The organism is Burkholderia sp. S-53, from assembly GCF_025560745.1.
Lineage (GTDB): Bacteria > Pseudomonadota > Gammaproteobacteria > Burkholderiales > Burkholderiaceae > Burkholderia > Burkholderia pyrrocinia.
In genome coordinates this window covers 634,310-650,691 of the sequence record NZ_CP090484.1, presented here as the reverse complement: position 1 = coordinate 650,691, position 16,382 = coordinate 634,310, and the positions used below count along the sequence as shown (strand labels likewise).

The 16,382-nt window shown below is 52.6% G+C and carries 19 protein-coding genes; 11 read left to right on the top strand and 8 right to left on the bottom strand.

Translation table 11 applies throughout. The annotated features are described in order from the left end of the window. The first annotated feature begins 20 nt into the window (after positions 1-20). From LXM88_RS25105 to LXM88_RS25095, 3 genes are all read left to right on the top strand, one after another. A complete protein-coding gene (locus LXM88_RS25105; protein ID WP_262545207.1) occupies positions 21-815 on the top strand; it encodes a hypothetical protein in 795 nt (264 codons plus the stop codon). A gap of 172 nt (positions 816-987) precedes the next feature. Further along, positions 988-2,214: a DUF6402 family protein gene (locus LXM88_RS25100; RefSeq protein WP_262545205.1), complete on the top strand. Its 1,227-nt coding sequence runs from the start codon at positions 988-990 to the stop codon at positions 2,212-2,214. Next, on the top strand, positions 2,181-2,585 hold the full coding sequence (locus tag LXM88_RS25095) for a hypothetical protein (RefSeq protein WP_262545204.1): 405 nt from the start codon (positions 2,181-2,183) through the stop codon (positions 2,583-2,585). The genes LXM88_RS25100 and LXM88_RS25095 overlap by 34 nt, the downstream gene beginning before the upstream one ends. Before the next feature lie 57 nt (positions 2,586-2,642). On the opposite strand, the gene LXM88_RS25090 is transcribed toward LXM88_RS25095, so the two are convergent. From LXM88_RS25090 to LXM88_RS25080, 3 genes are all read right to left on the bottom strand, one after another. Further along, positions 2,643-3,698 carry a hypothetical protein gene (locus LXM88_RS25090; protein WP_262545203.1) on the bottom strand — a complete coding sequence of 352 codons (1,056 nt, stop codon included), beginning with the start codon at positions 3,696-3,698 and terminating at the stop codon, positions 2,643-2,645. Between the two features lie 41 nt (positions 3,699-3,739). Next, positions 3,740-4,435, bottom strand: coding sequence for a phage adaptor protein (locus LXM88_RS25085; RefSeq protein ID WP_262545202.1), 696 nt, complete (start codon positions 4,433-4,435; stop codon positions 3,740-3,742). Between the two features lie 174 nt (positions 4,436-4,609). Then, on the bottom strand, positions 4,610-5,506 hold the full coding sequence (locus tag LXM88_RS25080; RefSeq protein ID WP_262545201.1) for an HNH endonuclease signature motif containing protein: 897 nt from the start codon (positions 5,504-5,506) through the stop codon (positions 4,610-4,612). Between the two features lie 161 nt (positions 5,507-5,667). On the opposite strand from LXM88_RS25080, the gene LXM88_RS25075 reads away from it, so the two are divergent. The 5 genes from LXM88_RS25075 to LXM88_RS25055 all read left to right on the top strand — a co-directional run bounded on the left by LXM88_RS25075 (position 5,668) and on the right by LXM88_RS25055 (position 11,672). Further along, a complete protein-coding gene (locus LXM88_RS25075) occupies positions 5,668-5,970 on the top strand; it encodes an H-NS histone family protein (protein ID WP_262545200.1) in 303 nt (100 codons plus the stop codon). A 1,368-nt stretch (positions 5,971-7,338) separates the two neighbouring features. Next, entirely contained in the window at positions 7,339-7,863 is a 525-nt protein-coding gene (locus tag LXM88_RS25070; protein ID WP_262545199.1) for a hypothetical protein, read from the top strand. Positions 7,864-7,892: 29 nt separating this feature from the next. Continuing rightward, positions 7,893-8,549, top strand: coding sequence for an SOS response-associated peptidase (locus LXM88_RS25065; RefSeq protein ID WP_262545197.1), 657 nt, complete (start codon positions 7,893-7,895; stop codon positions 8,547-8,549). Positions 8,550-8,835: 286 nt separating this feature from the next. Then, the gene (locus tag LXM88_RS25060) at positions 8,836-10,098 is read left to right on the top strand and encodes a hypothetical protein (protein ID WP_262545196.1); all 1,263 of its coding nucleotides are present in this window, start codon (positions 8,836-8,838) and stop codon (positions 10,096-10,098) included. A 92-nt stretch (positions 10,099-10,190) separates the two neighbouring features. Then, on the top strand, positions 10,191-11,672 hold the full coding sequence (locus LXM88_RS25055) for a DNA/RNA helicase domain-containing protein (protein WP_262545195.1): 1,482 nt from the start codon (positions 10,191-10,193) through the stop codon (positions 11,670-11,672). Between the two features lie 35 nt (positions 11,673-11,707). Here LXM88_RS25055 and LXM88_RS25050 read toward each other — a convergent pair whose 3' ends face one another. Genes LXM88_RS25050 through LXM88_RS25035 form a run of 4 tightly spaced genes read right to left on the bottom strand, consistent with a single transcriptional unit; the run spans position 11,708 to position 13,781 of the window. Further along, entirely contained in the window at positions 11,708-12,055 is a 348-nt protein-coding gene (locus LXM88_RS25050) for a hypothetical protein (protein WP_262545194.1), read from the bottom strand. 21 nt (positions 12,056-12,076) lie between these two features. Next, entirely contained in the window at positions 12,077-12,352 is a 276-nt protein-coding gene (locus tag LXM88_RS25045; protein WP_262545193.1) for a hypothetical protein, read from the bottom strand. Between the two features lie 57 nt (positions 12,353-12,409). Beyond that, a complete protein-coding gene (locus tag LXM88_RS25040; protein ID WP_262545192.1) occupies positions 12,410-13,081 on the bottom strand; it encodes a hypothetical protein in 672 nt (223 codons plus the stop codon). 58 nt (positions 13,082-13,139) lie between these two features. Next, entirely contained in the window at positions 13,140-13,781 is a 642-nt protein-coding gene (locus LXM88_RS25035) for a GIY-YIG nuclease family protein (protein ID WP_262545191.1), read from the bottom strand. Positions 13,782-13,978: 197 nt separating this feature from the next. Here LXM88_RS25035 and LXM88_RS25030 point away from each other — a divergent pair, with 197 nt between their 5' ends. The 3 genes from LXM88_RS25030 (at position 13,979) to LXM88_RS25020 (ending at position 15,791) form a co-directional block, all read left to right on the top strand. Next, the gene (locus tag LXM88_RS25030; protein WP_262545189.1) at positions 13,979-14,314 is read left to right on the top strand and encodes a hypothetical protein; all 336 of its coding nucleotides are present in this window, start codon (positions 13,979-13,981) and stop codon (positions 14,312-14,314) included. Positions 14,315-14,426: 112 nt separating this feature from the next. After that, entirely contained in the window at positions 14,427-15,071 is a 645-nt protein-coding gene (ribA, locus tag LXM88_RS25025) for a GTP cyclohydrolase II (RefSeq protein ID WP_262545188.1), read from the top strand. Between the two features lie 153 nt (positions 15,072-15,224). After that, positions 15,225-15,791 (top strand): GNAT family N-acetyltransferase, encoded by a 567-nt coding sequence (locus LXM88_RS25020; protein WP_262545187.1) that lies wholly within the window; start codon positions 15,225-15,227, stop codon positions 15,789-15,791. 21 nt (positions 15,792-15,812) lie between these two features. On the opposite strand, the gene LXM88_RS25015 is transcribed toward LXM88_RS25020, so the two are convergent. Further along, entirely contained in the window at positions 15,813-16,199 is a 387-nt protein-coding gene (locus LXM88_RS25015; RefSeq protein ID WP_262545186.1) for a VOC family protein, read from the bottom strand. Positions 16,200-16,382: the final 183 nt, after the last annotated feature.

Here is a 16,382-nt window from a genome sequence, read left to right as displayed (position 1 = left end):
CGGGATGCATTTTAAGACCTATGGCTGTCAAACTCCCTTATCTCGTCGCAAACGCTGTTTCGAATATTCTTCTTCATGAGAAGTTCGCCAATCTCTCCCGTAAGGCCGTCAAGGTCTTAGAAATTCTTGTTCTGGCCGTCGATAAGCGCGATCCGCTTGGGCCGATCCTGAAACGTCGCGAACGTATTGGCGAACAATCCCGCTATGGTCGCACCACCATTTGCGCCGCGCTCAATGAATTGACGGATGCGGGGCTTGTGACTCGCAATGAACAGCGGGGCATCTATGGGCGTGTATATGCGTTTCTGACGGAAGAATGCGCGCTCGCGCTTGGTCTGATTAATCCGGCGGATGAGGGTCAATCCGATACGGATAAATCGCAGCAAACCAGCGTCCAGCAAGACGAAGCGTGTTCAAATTCTGGAAACAACTGGAAAGTATCTCAGAGCCAGAATACACCGATGGACAACACTACGGGAATCGCGAACGCTTCCCGTCGCAAACGTGAACCCAAGGCCCCGGTAATTCCGAACGAACTGCGCGATATGCTGATGCTTGAGGTAGAGCCGGGTAAGCGTATCTACCCTGAGACTATTTGCAAACTCATGGGCGAAGTACGCGCATCCGTCCAAGCGGGTATTCTTGCAGAGGGCACACGCTTGGGTGATCTTTGGAGGCAGTTTGGAAAAAATATCAGGTCGGTTGAGTATCCGGTTGCCTATATGCGCAAACTGATTCAAGACCCCGTGTATTATCCTCGTGAGGATTTAAGCACGGTGCCTTTCAAATTCCCGTGGATGGCGGGAAGAAACTAGGACGAATACGAAAGATAGTTTCCGAAATTCGCTCAATCTTCACAGGATTGCGTATGTGCGCTACAGTGCCATAGGGCTGCGCCGCGTGGTCAGATCGCGAGTACTCGAAATCAATGCGCGTCGATTGTTGCCGGTGAAGAAATAATTGGTTGCTTTTCGAAGAAAACTATCTATGGCTGACGTAAAAAAGATTCCTTACTATAAACCGCAAAAAGGTTTGCTAGGGCCAGAGTTGAAGAAGTACGAGGGCGCACAAGGATGCATCCCGCTTGAGACTCAAAAGACGGTATCAATCGATAGGCTCGCTCCGGGCGAAAAACCTCCGCCACCCCCTCCGCCGCCACCAAAGCCAGTCGCGGAGCCGCCCAAAGCTCAGAAGCAACCTGAGGCACCGCCGCCAAAGCAACAGCCGAAGACCCAAGAACCACCCAAGCAAGCCGAGGCCGAAGTTTGCGAGAATCCGCCGCCTTTTGATTTGCAGGACGTTCCTATTGCGATGGATAACTTGGGCTGGAAAGTATCCGCTAAGCTCGCACGCCTTTGGTTCGCGAGTCCTGAGCACATTTACAATGATAATGCTAAGTCGGTTCAGCCAATAGACAATGACAGCGTAACCCTAGACTGGACGCTGAAATTTGGAAGTGTCCGGAGGAAGTATGAAAAGCTTCTTGCCGAGGATATATATCGAGACGCCGCTATGGTTGAAGCAAGAACAAAAATTCTTGCAAAAGTAAACAAAATGTTCTCAGAGGATCGAGGGGCTAATCTCAATATCAATACGACTCAATATTTGTCTGATATCCTTCAGTTCCATATCGATTGGCAATTTCAGCTTGCCTCGATCGGAAATTGGGATACGCTGGAAAACCTCACGCCAACCGATCTTACGGGGGCATTGGCGAACTTCAACATATACGCAGCCATAGGCAACATAGAAATTGCCGGTGAGAAATATTATCGGTATGAAAAGACGAGCAATTTATATTGCCAGAACGCTGTTGCAAAAATTACGCATGTGTACGTTTACGTCAAGGATAATTACTCGTTTAACGGCATTCAATATTTGGGTCACTGGAACAAGCATGGTGTGATCATCGCGCCGGGACCGGTGATCAGTGGGGCGGAGTCCAGTTCGCCCAAACGTGACACTGACGCGGATATTTGGGTAAAAAGCATCAACAAACCCGTAGACACGAGAAAAAGTCTATTCGGGAAGTTCAAAGAGCCTGACGTGTTCTATCCGGTCTACAACTCAGACTACAACCGGTGGCGCGCCAAGCACCATAGGGGCGGCGATTTTATGATATATTCGAAACCCGTTTATCTGAAGCTGAAGAAGCCCATTGAAATAAAACTTGGTGAAATATGCAGATTAGCGCCGTCAGACTCGTTGGGTTAGCCGCTCTTGCGTTTTTGCTGGTTGGCTTTTCCGTCCATTTGGCTAGGCCAAAGTATGATCGCTGTGATTTCTTTGAAAAAGAACTGAATGGAGGCAAAAAAGAATTTGAGGGCGTCGAATATTATGCAAAATTGTGTGGCGCAGATATTCGCAACGGACATGAAGTGAGATTCCAGCTTTTCGATGGGTCCGGAGAATTGCGCGCTCAACGCTATTTTTCCTACTACGTAAATTCGGCAACTGAGCGAGAATTGGTAGATGGTGTTGGCGGAATCGTCTATTACGATAGCTCAAGCAGTGATGTGATGCAGTTGCTTACGATTCCCCCCACCACGTGGGATTGGATTCGGGCAAGACTGCCTTTGTTTTAATTGTGCTGATTGCGTGTAAAAGAAAAGCCCCCGAACCTTCACAGGCCGGGGGCTTTCTCAATAGCTCAACAATCCACTTAGCGCGCCTTGATCCTGTTGAGGCTGCTGTGCGCCGTTCATGCCAAGCATCCCACCAACAACCGGACCTAGACGCCGCGCGACTGGCGCAGCGGCTCGCACTGCGGCCGGACGGCTTCCAACCAGTGCCGGGACAAGATTTCGAACGCCCGGAGCGTATGGAAGCGCCAGCGCACCGACCTTAACGGCCGTGGCGGGGTTCGCCAAAGCACCACCACCCGCCAGCAAGTCCATTACACCCAAGCGGCCAGCCGTGCCGCTGTCAGGTACGGTATTACCCAAAACGGACTGTGCAGTTTGTGCCAAGTTCTGCGCCGGGAAACCTTGACCGCTTGACGACGTGGCGCGCTGTGCTGCCGTCTGACCCGCGCGCGACGCACTCAGGTATTGATTGGGCGTAAAGACGTTATCAGCGGCCTGTGCGCCTTTCATGCCTGCCGCCTTTTCCAATGCCTTATACCGCGCCCACGCAGCGTTAGCCTGTGCCAATTGCTGCTGTACCGACTGAGCGCTGTAGTGTTCAGCGTTTGACGTGATCGAATCTTGAAGCTGTTGGAGATAGTCAGCCATGACGCGATCATCACTGCTCGCATTGAATCCGCTGTGATTGCGAATCTGTTGGTTAATCATTGAGCGCGTATTCGCCCATTGATCGCCCGTCAGATTGCCGCCATTCTTTCCGGTCAATTGGCTGTTGACGATATTGTTAAAACGTCCTGCCAAGGCTGGCGCGTCTTGTGTAATTCCAGCTTGCAATGTCGCGATATCGTTCTGTAGTGGCGTATCCATCACTACACGGCCGTTGCGGGCGATATCTTGATAACGCTGTCCAATCGTCTGCTGCACGTGCTGCACCATGTCGGCACCCGCGCGAACATTATTCGGCAACGTTTCGCCAATAGGGGCGAGCGCATCGTTACCAACCGCACGGTTGAATTGCTGCACGGCTTGCTGACGACCCGAGTTAATCAGGTTCCCGACAAGCGGCAGGCTCGTAGCCTTCTGTTCGAGGTTCGAAGCAACGGGGCCAAGCATCTGACCGATAGTCGGCGTGATTCCTGCGTTGCGCAGCGCTGTTAGAGGCCCGCAAGGTAAGCGCGACGCGTCCGCATTTTCATTGTGGAACCGCTGAATTGCGCGCGACCATCAGCCGCCGTAATCTGTTCAGCAAGCTCGTTGTAGTAGCTTTTCCATACCGCGATCCGTTCATCATCTTTGAGATAGGGTGCAGAATGGAGTAGGGCGCCATATAGATAGACGTTCGGGAACCAGCGAAGTAACCAATTGGTTTGATTGTTCGGCCCAAGAGGCGGAACTTTCGCGTAATACACCATCTGCATAGTGAACGTCTGTCCGACCGCCGGGGCTGGCAATAGCTCCATCGTTTCGCCAACAATGCTGTAGTACTGTGGCGGTCCATTCTGTGTAACTACTTGCCGCAAATCATTCATTTGAGTTTGCGTAACCAAATCGATGCGTGCAGGCGGCGGTAGATCAAGTGCGCGGTTATTCTGCATCGATAGGTAATCGTGCGGGACCGGCAAGAAATATTGTCCCCATTGGTCCGCCTGGCTGCCATCAATTAGTGCCTGACTTCTTACGATAGCTTGCGTTACGCGAAACCTAAGCCATTTCATGAGGAAGGATCGTGAGCAACCGGCCTTGGTGGCGACTTCGAGCAGGCTTTTACCGTCTTCGATTAACGCAAAGATCAGTTCCTCTTGGGCGTCCAGTTCCTCTAGCTTGGCTCGTTTGATGGGTGATCCAGCCATATAAAACCTCTGTGATACGTTGTTGGTGCCCGGTTTTGAACGTGCCTCAGCACGACGCGATGACCGGGCGAACGCGTTGCCGTAAATCGACGTTATTATTGATATTCTCTGTCGGTACGGCGGTTCACTTCTAAAATTGATGTGAACTCACGTAAAACACGTGATTGCTTGGAATTATTTGTTGTTTGGCGGGTTGTTCAGGTTGATCCCCAAGACGGCGAATTCCCCGAAATGTTGTCTTTCTTTCTGTTGACGCCATAGCGTGGCCTGTTCGAGCGTTCTGAAAGACTTCGATTCGGATACTTTGGGTTCGCCCTTGCGGTTCAGCTTAATTTGTGCCTGATAGCCCCATTCCGTTTCATTGACGCCCCGAACGCCTGATTTGCCGGGTTTTCGACTGTGGTTTGCCGTATTGTCGCCTTCGGTTGCTAGGCGTAGGTTATCGAGCCTGTCATTCAGTGGGTTCCTGTCTGCATGGTCGATCAGCATCCCGTGGGGCGCGTCGGTGCCGTAGTGCATTACCCAAATGATCAGACTTGTATAGGCGTGAATCTCTCTTTGGCCTGACACCATATGCACGATACGGCGTCCGTCTCGGGTATTGATGGTTCCGGCAGGCTTCCCGGCGAGCTTGTTATTGAATGCCTTTTGTGCTGAGGCTGTTTTGAAGTGATGGAGCGGTCTGTTACGCCAGATTAGCCGCCCGGTGTCGGGCTGATACTCAAAGCATTCGTGCAGGAAATGGTAGTGTGGGGCGAGCGGTTGTTTCGTTTTTTGGTTTGACTTGTCCAATTGTGAGTATTTCAGAACGGCAAGGTTTTCCCATCGCCGGTCGTACTTGTCTTTATTATTGTGCGCGACAACGGAATATTCTGGAACGTCTTCGCCCATGTGTAGGGCATAGACGAGGCGACCGGTTTGGATTGCGCGTTTCTTGCCGTTCGCGTGGATATTGAATTGTTTGGATTTGACGGGATTTCCCTTGCGGGTGAGCGCGCCCGTGTTTGGTTCGTATGTGAATTCTTCACGCAGACTTTTGATATCGTCTGCCGACAGGGTGATGTGCTTCATGACGTATTCCGTAGCTTTGGATAAGCTAAAATTGCGTAAAACTAGGTTGCTTATCCTTGTTATGGAATGCATCTTTATCCGTGCATCTGTTCCCGTGCCTCGATAGGTGACATAATCCGCCTGTCGCACTTCGCGACCAACAACTTAGTGGAGGTCGGTCTATGGCAACGAAGAATTACAAGGATCTAAAGGAACAGCTCGCGAAGCTTGAGCAGGAAACCGAAGCAGCACGTGTCGCTGAATTGGCGTCGGTGATTGCTGACATTCGGGAAAAGGTAGCGGAGTACGGCATCACGGCCGATCAAATCTTTGGCCGTCAACGCGCAGGCAAGCGCAAGGCTGCTGCACCGGTTGCCGCGAAGTACCACAACCCCAAGACCGGTGAAACGTGGAGCGGTCGCGGTCGTGCGCCTGCTTGGATCAAAGAAGCAAAGAACCGCGACCGGTTCCTGATCGCGGAATAAGTCAAAGCAAGCTACGGGGTTGGACATAAAGGAGTCCTTACCTCTGGGTGTGTAGGCCCGATGAAGCGCTGACGAGAGTGCAGACGTGACAAAGCCGCCACCTATTTCTAGGTGAGCGGCCGGGGCTCATCACGCACAGGCGCGATTCGCCAAGGGCCCAAACTTCGCAGGCCCGTTTAGTTCACTTGACGCCTAGCATCACAGTGCTAGACTGCAAGCGTCGTTACAAGAAAATCTTGCAACGATACTTGGCCTAGGGCGATCCACCTCTCACAGCTTTCGCCCTAATCTGCCTACCGCAGATGAAGCCACGCCAAGATCATGTAGTTCACAGCGATTGCGAAGTACAAGAACGATGGATGAAGCGGGTGCATGTGCACCTCCTTACTTAGGTTTGAACAAGCCGCCGACTCGGGCAGGAGTTTGGCGGCTTCGCTTTATGTAGCGGTGCTAGCTGCTACATGAATTCATCCTAAACCCTTTCTAATTTTTTTTCACGAACTCTACGTATGAAGTTCGTAATTCTCGACAACTGCGCTCGGCGGCTTGGGATAGCGTGGTAGGCTGGGAATCGCCGAGCGGCACGGCTCCTAGGCCCGCCTCGTATTCATTCCTGGCTACGGACCACGAATGCGCCGATCACGTTGACTATGTTGCCGATGACAGTGACCTTGTGCGCCGCACACTGTCAAAACTACAGGCGCTGCACGTCGAGGTTGGGTACCGCATGCCAAATTCTCCGGTACCATTTTTCCGCGCTTGTGACCTTTCTTGATCCTGCCGATGTCGGTGACGTTGTGCGTCACTTGCGCAACTTTGCTGCCCTCGGCAGTGCTGAGGCATCAAATACGATAATAAGCAACTAGACCTCGCGTGATTCGGAGGCCACCTTGACGCTCGCGCTTAGGAGTCTCCGAAGTGCAATCACCTCCAAGACCATTCGTCGCACGTCCGCGCCGTCAACCCGTTCAGGGTGCTTCCACCAGCCGCGCAATGTGCCCGTGTCCGGAGATACGAACTCGGGCAACGGGTCCGTTCCTGCTGGGGCCGATGCGTAGGCGTGTGTTTGCTCGCTAGTCTTTGGCTGCAAATGCCGATCCCTCCGCGTTTCATCCATACGCCTTGTCCCTTCCTTCCCGAACGCGTGCCAGCGCTCCGCTTCCCAATCCGTCATCCAGAATTTGCACTCAATCACGCCGTAGTACGAATCGACGTACGCCCAGCGGTATTCCCAGAGCGGTTCCACGATTCACCCCCTAAGTACTGTATGGATGTACAGTATATTCCGCGCTACTATGTGGTCAAGTCTTGGAAACGGGGCGCGATGTAGGTGGGGCAACCGATGCATCAGCGGCAAACGGGGTGAACATGAATAAATCAATTCTTGCCGTGCTGATTGCCACGGCGTCAATGTCGGCGTCTGCGTTCGACGTGGACGGCTTCCGAACCGGAATGAGTGTGAACGAGGTAGCTACTATTGTTCGTGGGCAGGGCTGGACGCTTGGCGCTAACAACATGGTTGCCGGAGTCTACGTAGAGGCCCACTACGGCCCGGACGGCAAGGTAACGGAGCTTGGTCCTGCAAACTTCTCGTTCTGCAATGGGCGGCTTATCGCGTACACACGGGAACTGGACTTCGATACGGAGTATGTACAGCAACTGCGCGATATGGTCGCAAGATACGGCAGTCAGCCGACTATCGAGGTCAGGCAACAGCCGTGGAGCGGCCCCGGCGGCGGCTATATCTTGGGCGTTGCGACTAAGTGGTCCATTGGTCGAGAGCGTATCGAAATAGCATTCGTGCCAGAAGGTCGCACCGGTAACGGGTCTTTGAAATACTACCGAGGTGCGAACGTATCCTATGTTTTCCCCGGACAGTGCCCCGCGCATTGATTGACGGGACAACGTGAAAGGAGTGGACCGTGTGCACTAACTACAAGGCTCCCGACGAAGACCCCGGCATCAATGAACTGAAGATTGGCATTGGCGACCTGTACCGCCGCGATCCGTGGGAGCTGCACGTCTACCCGGACTACGCCGCACCCATTGCCTACGCGGCCGGGGACGGCTTAGGCGTCGTCAAAGCCGTGTTTGGCTTCTGGCCGAAGTTCATGCAGCCAGAGCGCGTGGACGAAAAGGGGAAGAAACGCCGCAAGCTCGACACAATGAACGCCCGGACTGAATCGGTCGGAGAGTCGCGTCTATACGGGAAAGCATGGCGGGAGGGGCAGCGATGCTTGATCCCGGCACAGTGGATATACGAACCGTGTTACGAGACTGGTAAGAACGTGTGGCATCGGATCGGCCTTGCTGATTGGCGTCCGTACTGCGTGGCCGGGATATGGAAGCGCTACGAAGATCAGGACGGGCGATCGTTGATTGGTATGTCCATGTTGACCGTCAACGCGGACCGGCATCCAGTCATGTCCCGCATGCATAAGCCGAATGACGAAAAGCGCTCCGTGGTGATCTTGCGGCCGGAGGACTACGACGAGTGGCTACATACGAAGAATGTTGAGGCCGCGCGTGCCATGCTCCAGCTATATCCGGCGAAAGATATGGTGGCGGAGCCTACGTGATTTCGCTTACGCCAAATTCGCCGATGAGGCTTGTCGTATAAGCCTGAGATGGGGCGTCATTGGTTCCCCGATAGGGACGCGCTGCAAACGACGTCGAGGTTGATTGGTGTGGCAATATAGACGGACGATTCCGAAAACGGCAGCATGCGCTACTTAACTGCTACTAAACATAATGTTAAATTTTCTGAAAAAAGCGACACGCGGTAAACATCGGGGCGTAGAGAGTCTGTCTGACCGGCGCAACACGATTGTTGCGGAGCACTTGAGCATCGGAGAAGAGGGGCCTGTGAATAATAAGAAAGCGGTTTTGGTGGGGGCTCGTCGATATGATCATGTCAAATGTATTGATTGGCATGAGTTCCTTAACGAGAATATTCTCGATTTTCATATTGTCGTTCTATATATGCCGACTCTGAATAGAGGGAGCATCGAGGAGATCGGGGGAGAGATTCAGTTTAGAATTCAGCATAAATTGGCGGAATTTCTGAGTACGAACGGGGATATTTTTGTGCTCGGCGGAGAGGCCGCGTCTGACAATCAACCTTTCGTGTGGTGCCCTATGCCATTGATGCAACTGAGGCGCAAGGGTGACACAATAGATTTGAAGGATAAAGAATTTCCTGAGTTGTTCGGAAAATTAAAGTCTTGGGAGAGCGTATATCAGCAGCATCCCCACGGAAATTCGCATGTGTTAAATCTTGCATTGGCTGGAGGGCGTGCCACTTTACAGTTTGGTTGTGAAGCGCACGCAACCAATCGAGCAGGGGAGATTATTGCGGGGAAATGGCTCTGCTTCTCAAGGAAGCAGAATGGGGGCGAGCATATTTGGCCGGGGTCAATCACGACTCTTCCATATTTCCCCGACCAAGAAGAGAGGCAAATTATAGCGGCAGCCCTGACCGATATTTTGGGGATTCAGCAACGAGAGGGTGCACCGGAATGGCTCGATCGAATGTCGATGGAATCCGTGAAGCCGATTGATGATCGGATTTTGCGCATTGAAGAAGAAATCGATAGATTGAAAGCCGAAGTCAATAAAGAAAATGAGGTAAAGGCTGGCATCGAGCATTATAAACGCCTCCTTTACGTTTCGAGTTTTGAGCTAGAGGATTTGGTCGCCGAATGTCTTTCTCGTCTAGGGGCCGAAATTCGTCCTGCGCGTTATTCACAGGAGGAGTTTGTCATGCACTGGAATAGTGGTGTTTATCTGGCCGAGTGTAAGGGTGTATCGAAAAGTATTTCGATGGCACACCTGCGCCAAGTGCAGGACTATGTGCTGAAATACGAGGAGGACGAAGGCGTGGATGGAAAGGGAATTCTTTTTGGTAACGCGTGGCGAGAACTTCATCCCGATCAGCGGGACACAAACGACCGGCCGATATTTCCGAACAACGTTGTTGCACGCGCGAAGCAGTTCGGTATCTCATTGGTTTCAACGGTCGATTTGTTTCACGCATTCGATAGATTTCTTACAAATTACGTAACGGCGGACCAAGTGCTGAAGTGGATGGTGAGTGCAAACGGGGTAGCAGATCTTGATGATCTATAACGGTTGTCTCAGCAGTGATTCGGGGATATTTGTCTGACTTGAGCAGCTTCATTCAATTGCTTTGAAGCCACCTTTTGCGGATGAAAATAGAAATGTCAAAGCGCATAAACGTCCAGTCCTTGTTGCAGGCAAACAAATCGTTGTCTGCGGAAGGTTTCAAGGGTTTTTTGCAGCACTACGGGATAGAAATCAAGGCTGCAGAAATTGAAGACCTTCGCGTGCTCGTAGGGGTTTTGGGTGCTCTTGCTAAAGGCACGGGAATCTTCGATAAATTCTATGTCGGTTATAAGATTCCCCAGATAGGAAAAGAGTTTGATTTGCTGCGATTTGGCAACGAGTTCATCGTCAACATTGAAATAAAGAAGTCCTGTCCTGAGGAGAAAATCACAAAACAACTTCAGAGGAACGGATATTATTTGGGGTTTATTGGAAGGCCCGCTTACTCTGTCACTTTTGTCGCGGATTCGAAGAAATTTTATTTTTTGCAAGAGGATGAAAATTTGGGGCAGGTTGACGCGTACGAAGTGGTCAAGTTGCTTGTTAGTCAAGAGGTCAATGATGCGGAAATTCCAGACAATTTATTCAACCCATCGGACTTCTTGGTTTCCCCGTTTAACTCCACTGAAAAATTTATCAATGGCCAGTATTTTTTGACACATCAGCAAGAGGATATAAAGGACCAAATCATCAACTCGTTTTGTGAGAAAAAGGCACCCACATTTGTTTCCATAATGGGTGGCGCAGGGACGGGGAAAACTCTACTCATATACGATATTGCAAAGCGCGTGAAGAGCGCAGATGGACGACCGCTTATCATCCATTGCGGTCAATTGAATCGTGGCCACATGAAATTGATGCAAAGCGGTTGGAAGATCGCGGCAATCAAGGACTATGGCAAGCGTGATTTCGCAAATTATGATTTGATTATTATCGATGAGGCGCAGCGCATCAAGGATAATCAATTTGAGGATATTGTCGAGAAGGTTAAGGCGACGAACGGATTCTGCATATTTTCACATGATAAACTTCAAACTCTTTCGGATGGGGAGGCGAAAGACGAGATTAGTGAGAAGATTAACTCAATCGCGTCAATCGTCCAATACACTCTGTCAGAGAAAATAAGAACGAACAAGGAGGTGGCCGCTTTTATAAAAATGCTGTTCTTTGCCAAAAAAACCGTTCCGATACCAAACAGCAATAACATCGAAATAAATTATTTTAGTGCGGTGCAGGATGCAAAAAACTATCTGGATGGGTTGGATGAGAAAAAATGGGAGATTTTAAGATTTACTCCGTCGCAGTACAACAAAGAACATCATGCAAACTATGGTGGCATCCTCTACAAAACATCGCATCAGGTAATTGGTCAAGAGTTTGACGGCGTAGCTGTCACGATTGACCAGTATTTCTCCTACGATGATGACGGCAAGCTGATTTATAAGGGGAAAGCTTACTATCAACCTGCAAAAATGCTCTTTCAAAATATCACAAGATCGAGGAAAAAATTGAATCTCGTTATTATAAATAATGAGCAGATTCTAAATAGATGCATTTCGATATTGCAGGCGGAGTAGTGCCTGACAGGTTCGATTGTCGGGCGCTAGACCATTTACCTGTACCTGAGCGGGAGCTGTGACGGGTCGTCAACCTCTACGCGTGTCGATCTTACAATGGCTTCATAGATAGATTTGATCAGCGTATGTGTGGGCGATCCTTCCGGCTCGGAATATTGACGCTTGCGTGCCTCTTCTAGCGTCCACTGTCTGAGCGCCATGCGCTTGTCATCGGAATCCACGAAATCCTCAGGAAAGTCCGTGACGAACGCCGTTACGACAGGATCGTCGTAATCACGATGGTGCGAAACGAGCGCGACGGGTTTTCCTCGGTAATCTCCGATATTGAAAATCGGAATGTACCTGCGGTTGAATTCCCACAGCACGACAGTGATGCCTGACATAAATACTCCGTAGTATGTAATTTATTGTTTTGATTCACACCATTTGTGTGAAAATTCCGAAAATTGCGCCGGTGTCATTTCGTTCCACGGCGATTTTTGCAAGAACATCAAGACGCTGAGTAGGGCGGTTTGGTCGCTTGCATTGGTGTACGATGCTTCGATTTTGTCGTATACGCGCTCATACGAATACCCCGCATGGCGTGCAACAGACATAAACTCAGCTTCCGCCGCCAACTCGGCACAACTTCCCGACCATTCCGCGCCGTTGCGTAGAGTCTTGGCGAATGCCGGAGTCATGCACAGTATGGACAGAGCTACTACAATTTTTTTCATATTTATCGCTATTACTAACACTCAGCGTGTGCAAGCGCCATCTACGACCCACTCTTGTGGTGCACCGTTAGCAGATACGCGCAGATAGATTGTGGAGCGCTCAAAGATCGTAAGCGAATCACCCTTTTGATAGTGCTTCACAATATTACCGGGTCCAGCTTCGTTATACGAGGTGCAGATTTTCGCCGTCACCGGCAACGTTTGACCTACAGCGACCGGAAAGGCTTTTTTCGGATGCGAGTAGCCATATTCGCGGTTGAGCCGATCTAGGCTCGATTGGAGCGCGTTACGGGAGTTATTGGAGGTTAGCTCCGCGCGGTTGACTTGTCCGAATGGCATTGTGGTTTCGACCCATTCGTATGCAGTCACGTGAACGTCTGAGGCGTTCGAGTCGAGCACAAAGCGGATTCGGTCAACCGGAGTAGTGCTGTACGAATTGCCTAGCAGCATTTGAGCGAGAATGGCTTGCTGTCCTTGCAGTGTCCTACTGCAAATCACCATATTCGGATTGGTTTCCGTCACCATAGCCCCGGCCGTAGAACATCGGCCAATCAGCAGATTTTGCACGTCCGGGAGCGTTGCGCCTTCGAAGGTCGTTTCCGGATAGCCTGACGTGGTTTCCGTCATCAACGCCTGCTGTGTGGCGCAGCCAAACAGAAACGGCAGTGTTGCAATAACTAGCTTTAGTCTCATGGTTTCCCCGCTTCTTTCGTTTCTTGAATTTTTTTGGTTGTTCGTGTTTTGCTCGTTACTACCAACAGTTGCAATCTGCGCCGCAACCGGGTGGGATAAGGCAATCAGGCGAAACGGGAGGATTGCTTAAGTCTAGTGGCTGATATGGAACATTTTTGCCCCCGTTTAAGACATAATCACTCTCCCAAGAATAAATAACTCCCGCATCTCGCTCTGGGCAGTGATAGCAATACATGTGGTTGACGAAATTTTCGTAAAGAAAATCATGCACTAATTCTCGGGCATAGAACGGACTGACTCCAAACCATTCTGATTTTCGACCAGATACGGGAAAATTGAATCGCTCGTATTGCCTCTCTAGCATGCGATGTGTTGCATTTTCTATGTCATCAATAGTTTGCGAACTAACGCCTTCCCGAATTTTGAACCCGCAAAGTAGGGTGTAGTGTCGGTTACCCGTGCAGCTTGATCTTGTTACAAGATGGCCCGTGGTTTTTCCAACCTTGGCCTCATTAAGATTCTGTGTATTTACGCCAATATAAATCCATCCATCAACGGAGTTTTCCTGCCGCTGCCTCTCCCATTCAACTTGAGACGATTTGAAATTGTCATGAGCGTACTCATCGAATTCGTCTCTCCAGTTTTTGTTTATCGCCATTTTCAACGTTCCACATCGAGGCATGGCGGTACCCGTAACCATCGGGAATCGCGCACGCAACGATGCGCAGCCGCCTTTGCTGTTTGTTTTGCCGAACCTTCGGCATCGAAGTAGAGTTTAGCGCGAAGTGGGGAGCGAGCGGATAGCAGCATGTGACAGGCCGAAGCTGAGGGACACAGGCGGGCAGATTCGGGATGACAGCAAGACGGGCAACGTCGTCACGGTAAACTGTCTGGTCTATGAATACCGACCATCTGACGCCCGACGCGCTCGCGCCCATCGCTCGCGCCCCGATCCCGCTTGAGCAAATCAAGCGCTCCACCCGCGAGCGGCCGGACCTTGTGGCGCATATCGTTTCGATCCTGCAACGCGACCTTGCCATCGTGACTGAGCTTGCTAGGCGCGCTCCTAGCCTGCTGAACGCGCCGGTACATGCAGCGATCAGACAGGCCCTAATCGACCTTGCTGCGGGCGTCGTAAAGCAGGGCGCGCGGACCCGATGGAGTCCCGTACACGCCAGCCCGGAAGAGGTTCGGGAAGTTGCGCGCGGCATTCTGCGGCGGCTTGGCAGGTGAACCATCAAGAATTGGGCAGTGCGGTAAACTGCCCCCTAAGATGGTCTGTCTTGTTGTACTTACGCGACAACTTACGCGGCAGATTGAAATAACGCAATCAAATCAGCTACTTATGATAGAAACAGATTCGCCCACGCCGGGCAATGGCCAGGCCGACGAGTGCGTGACGCTCGTCGCCACCGCGTCGCTGCCTACGCGCTACGGTACGTTCACGTCATACGCATTCCGCGTATCGGGCAGCGATGCCGAACATCTCGCGCTCGTGATGGGCGACGTGACCGGCGAGCAGTCCGTGCTGACGCGGCTGCATTCCGAATGCCTGACCGGTGACGTGTTCGGCTCGTACCGCTGCGATTGCGGCGAGCAGCTCGATCTCGCATTGCGCTACATCGCGGCGGAAGACCGCGGCGTGCTGTTGTATCTGCGCGGCCATGAAGGTCGCGGGATCGGCCTGAGCAACAAGATTCGCGCATACGCGCTGCAGGAGCAGGGGCGCGACACCGTCGAGGCGAACCTCGACCTCGGCCTGCCGGACGATGCCCGCGAATACGACTCGGCCGCGGCGATCCTCCGGATCCTCGGCGTGACGTCGGTGCGACTGATGAGCAACAACCCGAAGAAGTTCGATACGCTCGTGAAGCACGGAATTCCCGTCTGCGAGCGCGTCGCGCTGGCGGTGCCCGTGCGTGAGGAAAACGAGCGTTATATCCGCACGAAGCAGACGAAGTTCGGACATTACTTCGAGGAAAACGAGTAATCACGGCGGGCGCACTGGCGCCCGTTTCTCGCTGTTGGTTCTTCCGATCGTCGCGGGCCGACACGCGACGATCGCGATTTCCCCCCATCCATTCTGCGTCCCGGTTCGTGACGTTACCTGCGTTGCGTCGTCACCCGTAGATCCGCATCACCCATGTCCACGCCATCGACGATCGAAACCGAACGCCTGACGCTGCGTCGCTGGCGACCGACGGATGCGGATGCACTTGTAGCGATGCATGCGCACCCGGACGTGACCGCTTGGCTCGCGCGCGGCCCGATGTCCATCGATGAGGCGAGCGATGTCATCGCGCGCTTCGAAGCGCATTTCGAAGCGCACGGTTTCGGAACGTGGGCGGTCGAGCGTCGCGCCGACGCGATGCTGGTCGGGCTTTGCGGCCTGTCCCACGAAGTGCGCGCAACGCATCCGATGGCGCCGTGCGTCGAAATCATGTGGCGGCAGGCGCGTCACGCGTGGGGGCATGGTTACGTTGCCGAAGCGGCAGCCGCGGCATTGGTCGACGGATTCGACCGGATCGGGCTCGGCGAGATCTTCGCGTGGACAGCCGACACCAACCTGCGATCGCAACATGTGATGCAGCGGCTCGGCATGCAGCCCGAGCCCGCGCGCGATTTCGATCATCCCGCGTTGCCGGAAGGGCATGCGCTGCGGCGACACGTCGTGTATGTCGCGCATCCCGGCGGCAACATCGGTGCGTAACGGCGCACGCGCATCGGCCCGTCAGCGCCACGTACCGTTCTGCAGCACGATCCGGTAGCCGTCGGCATCCTCGAATGTCTGCCCCGATATCTCCCAGTACGGATTGAACGACGTCACGGGCATGAAACCGTGCGCGGCCGCGCGCTCGCAGGCGGCCTCCCATTCCGGGCGATCCGGCAGGTAGAACACGATCAGGTCTTCGGGTGTCGGGGACGGCGCGATCGGATGGTCCGGACAGTGCGTGAATTCGAAATGGTAGTCGAGTCCCTCGCGTCCAAGCATCACGCCGGAGAAGCCGTCGTGATCTTCGAAGCGCGCGAGTACCGACAATTCGAGGGCGTCGCGATACATGCGCTCGGTTCTGGCGAGGTTGCCGACCGGGCGGGCAATGCGCAGATGGGCGTTCACGTTGGACTCGGCGGAGAGTGGCGGGCCGGTCAATGATAAGCCGGCCGATCCGGATTGCGTGAGGCAAGCGGATCGTGATTCAGCGCATACTCGTCGCATCAGCCGAAATGGATTCGTTCTGGCCAAACGAACCGTAGAACCTCGTCTCGCGAAAGAAAAAAACATGACGCTTCAGATCGAGTG

Excerpts from the sequence above, each read along its gene's own strand:
- LXM88_RS25035 (WP_262545191.1), bottom strand. The coding sequence starts at position 13,781 with ATGGTTACGGGTACCGCCATGCCTCGATGTGGAACGTTGAAAATGGCG.
- LXM88_RS25100 (WP_262545205.1), top strand. The coding sequence starts at position 988 with ATGGCTGACGTAAAAAAGATTCCTTACTATAAACCGCAAAAAGGTTTG.
- ribA (WP_262545188.1), top strand. The coding sequence starts at position 14,427 with ATGATAGAAACAGATTCGCCCACGCCGGGCAATGGCCAGGCCGACGAG.
- LXM88_RS25055 (WP_262545195.1), top strand. The coding sequence starts at position 10,191 with ATGTCAAAGCGCATAAACGTCCAGTCCTTGTTGCAGGCAAACAAATCG.
- LXM88_RS25045 (WP_262545193.1), bottom strand. The coding sequence starts at position 12,352 with ATGACTCCGGCATTCGCCAAGACTCTACGCAACGGCGCGGAATGGTCG.
- LXM88_RS25030 (WP_262545189.1), top strand. The coding sequence starts at position 13,979 with ATGAATACCGACCATCTGACGCCCGACGCGCTCGCGCCCATCGCTCGC.
- LXM88_RS25040 (WP_262545192.1), bottom strand. The coding sequence starts at position 13,081 with ATGAGACTAAAGCTAGTTATTGCAACACTGCCGTTTCTGTTTGGCTGC.
- LXM88_RS25020 (WP_262545187.1), top strand. The coding sequence starts at position 15,225 with ATGTCCACGCCATCGACGATCGAAACCGAACGCCTGACGCTGCGTCGC.
- LXM88_RS25080 (WP_262545201.1), bottom strand. The coding sequence starts at position 5,506 with ATGAAGCACATCACCCTGTCGGCAGACGATATCAAAAGTCTGCGTGAA.
- LXM88_RS25075 (WP_262545200.1), top strand. The coding sequence starts at position 5,668 with ATGGCAACGAAGAATTACAAGGATCTAAAGGAACAGCTCGCGAAGCTT.
- LXM88_RS25085 (WP_262545202.1), bottom strand. The coding sequence starts at position 4,435 with ATGGCTGGATCACCCATCAAACGAGCCAAGCTAGAGGAACTGGACGCC.
- LXM88_RS25095 (WP_262545204.1), top strand. The coding sequence starts at position 2,181 with ATGCAGATTAGCGCCGTCAGACTCGTTGGGTTAGCCGCTCTTGCGTTT.
- LXM88_RS25050 (WP_262545194.1), bottom strand. The coding sequence starts at position 12,055 with ATGTCAGGCATCACTGTCGTGCTGTGGGAATTCAACCGCAGGTACATT.
- LXM88_RS25070 (WP_262545199.1), top strand. The coding sequence starts at position 7,339 with ATGAATAAATCAATTCTTGCCGTGCTGATTGCCACGGCGTCAATGTCG.
- LXM88_RS25090 (WP_262545203.1), bottom strand. The coding sequence starts at position 3,698 with ATGCTTGGCCCCGTTGCTTCGAACCTCGAACAGAAGGCTACGAGCCTG.
- LXM88_RS25105 (WP_262545207.1), top strand. The coding sequence starts at position 21 with ATGGCTGTCAAACTCCCTTATCTCGTCGCAAACGCTGTTTCGAATATT.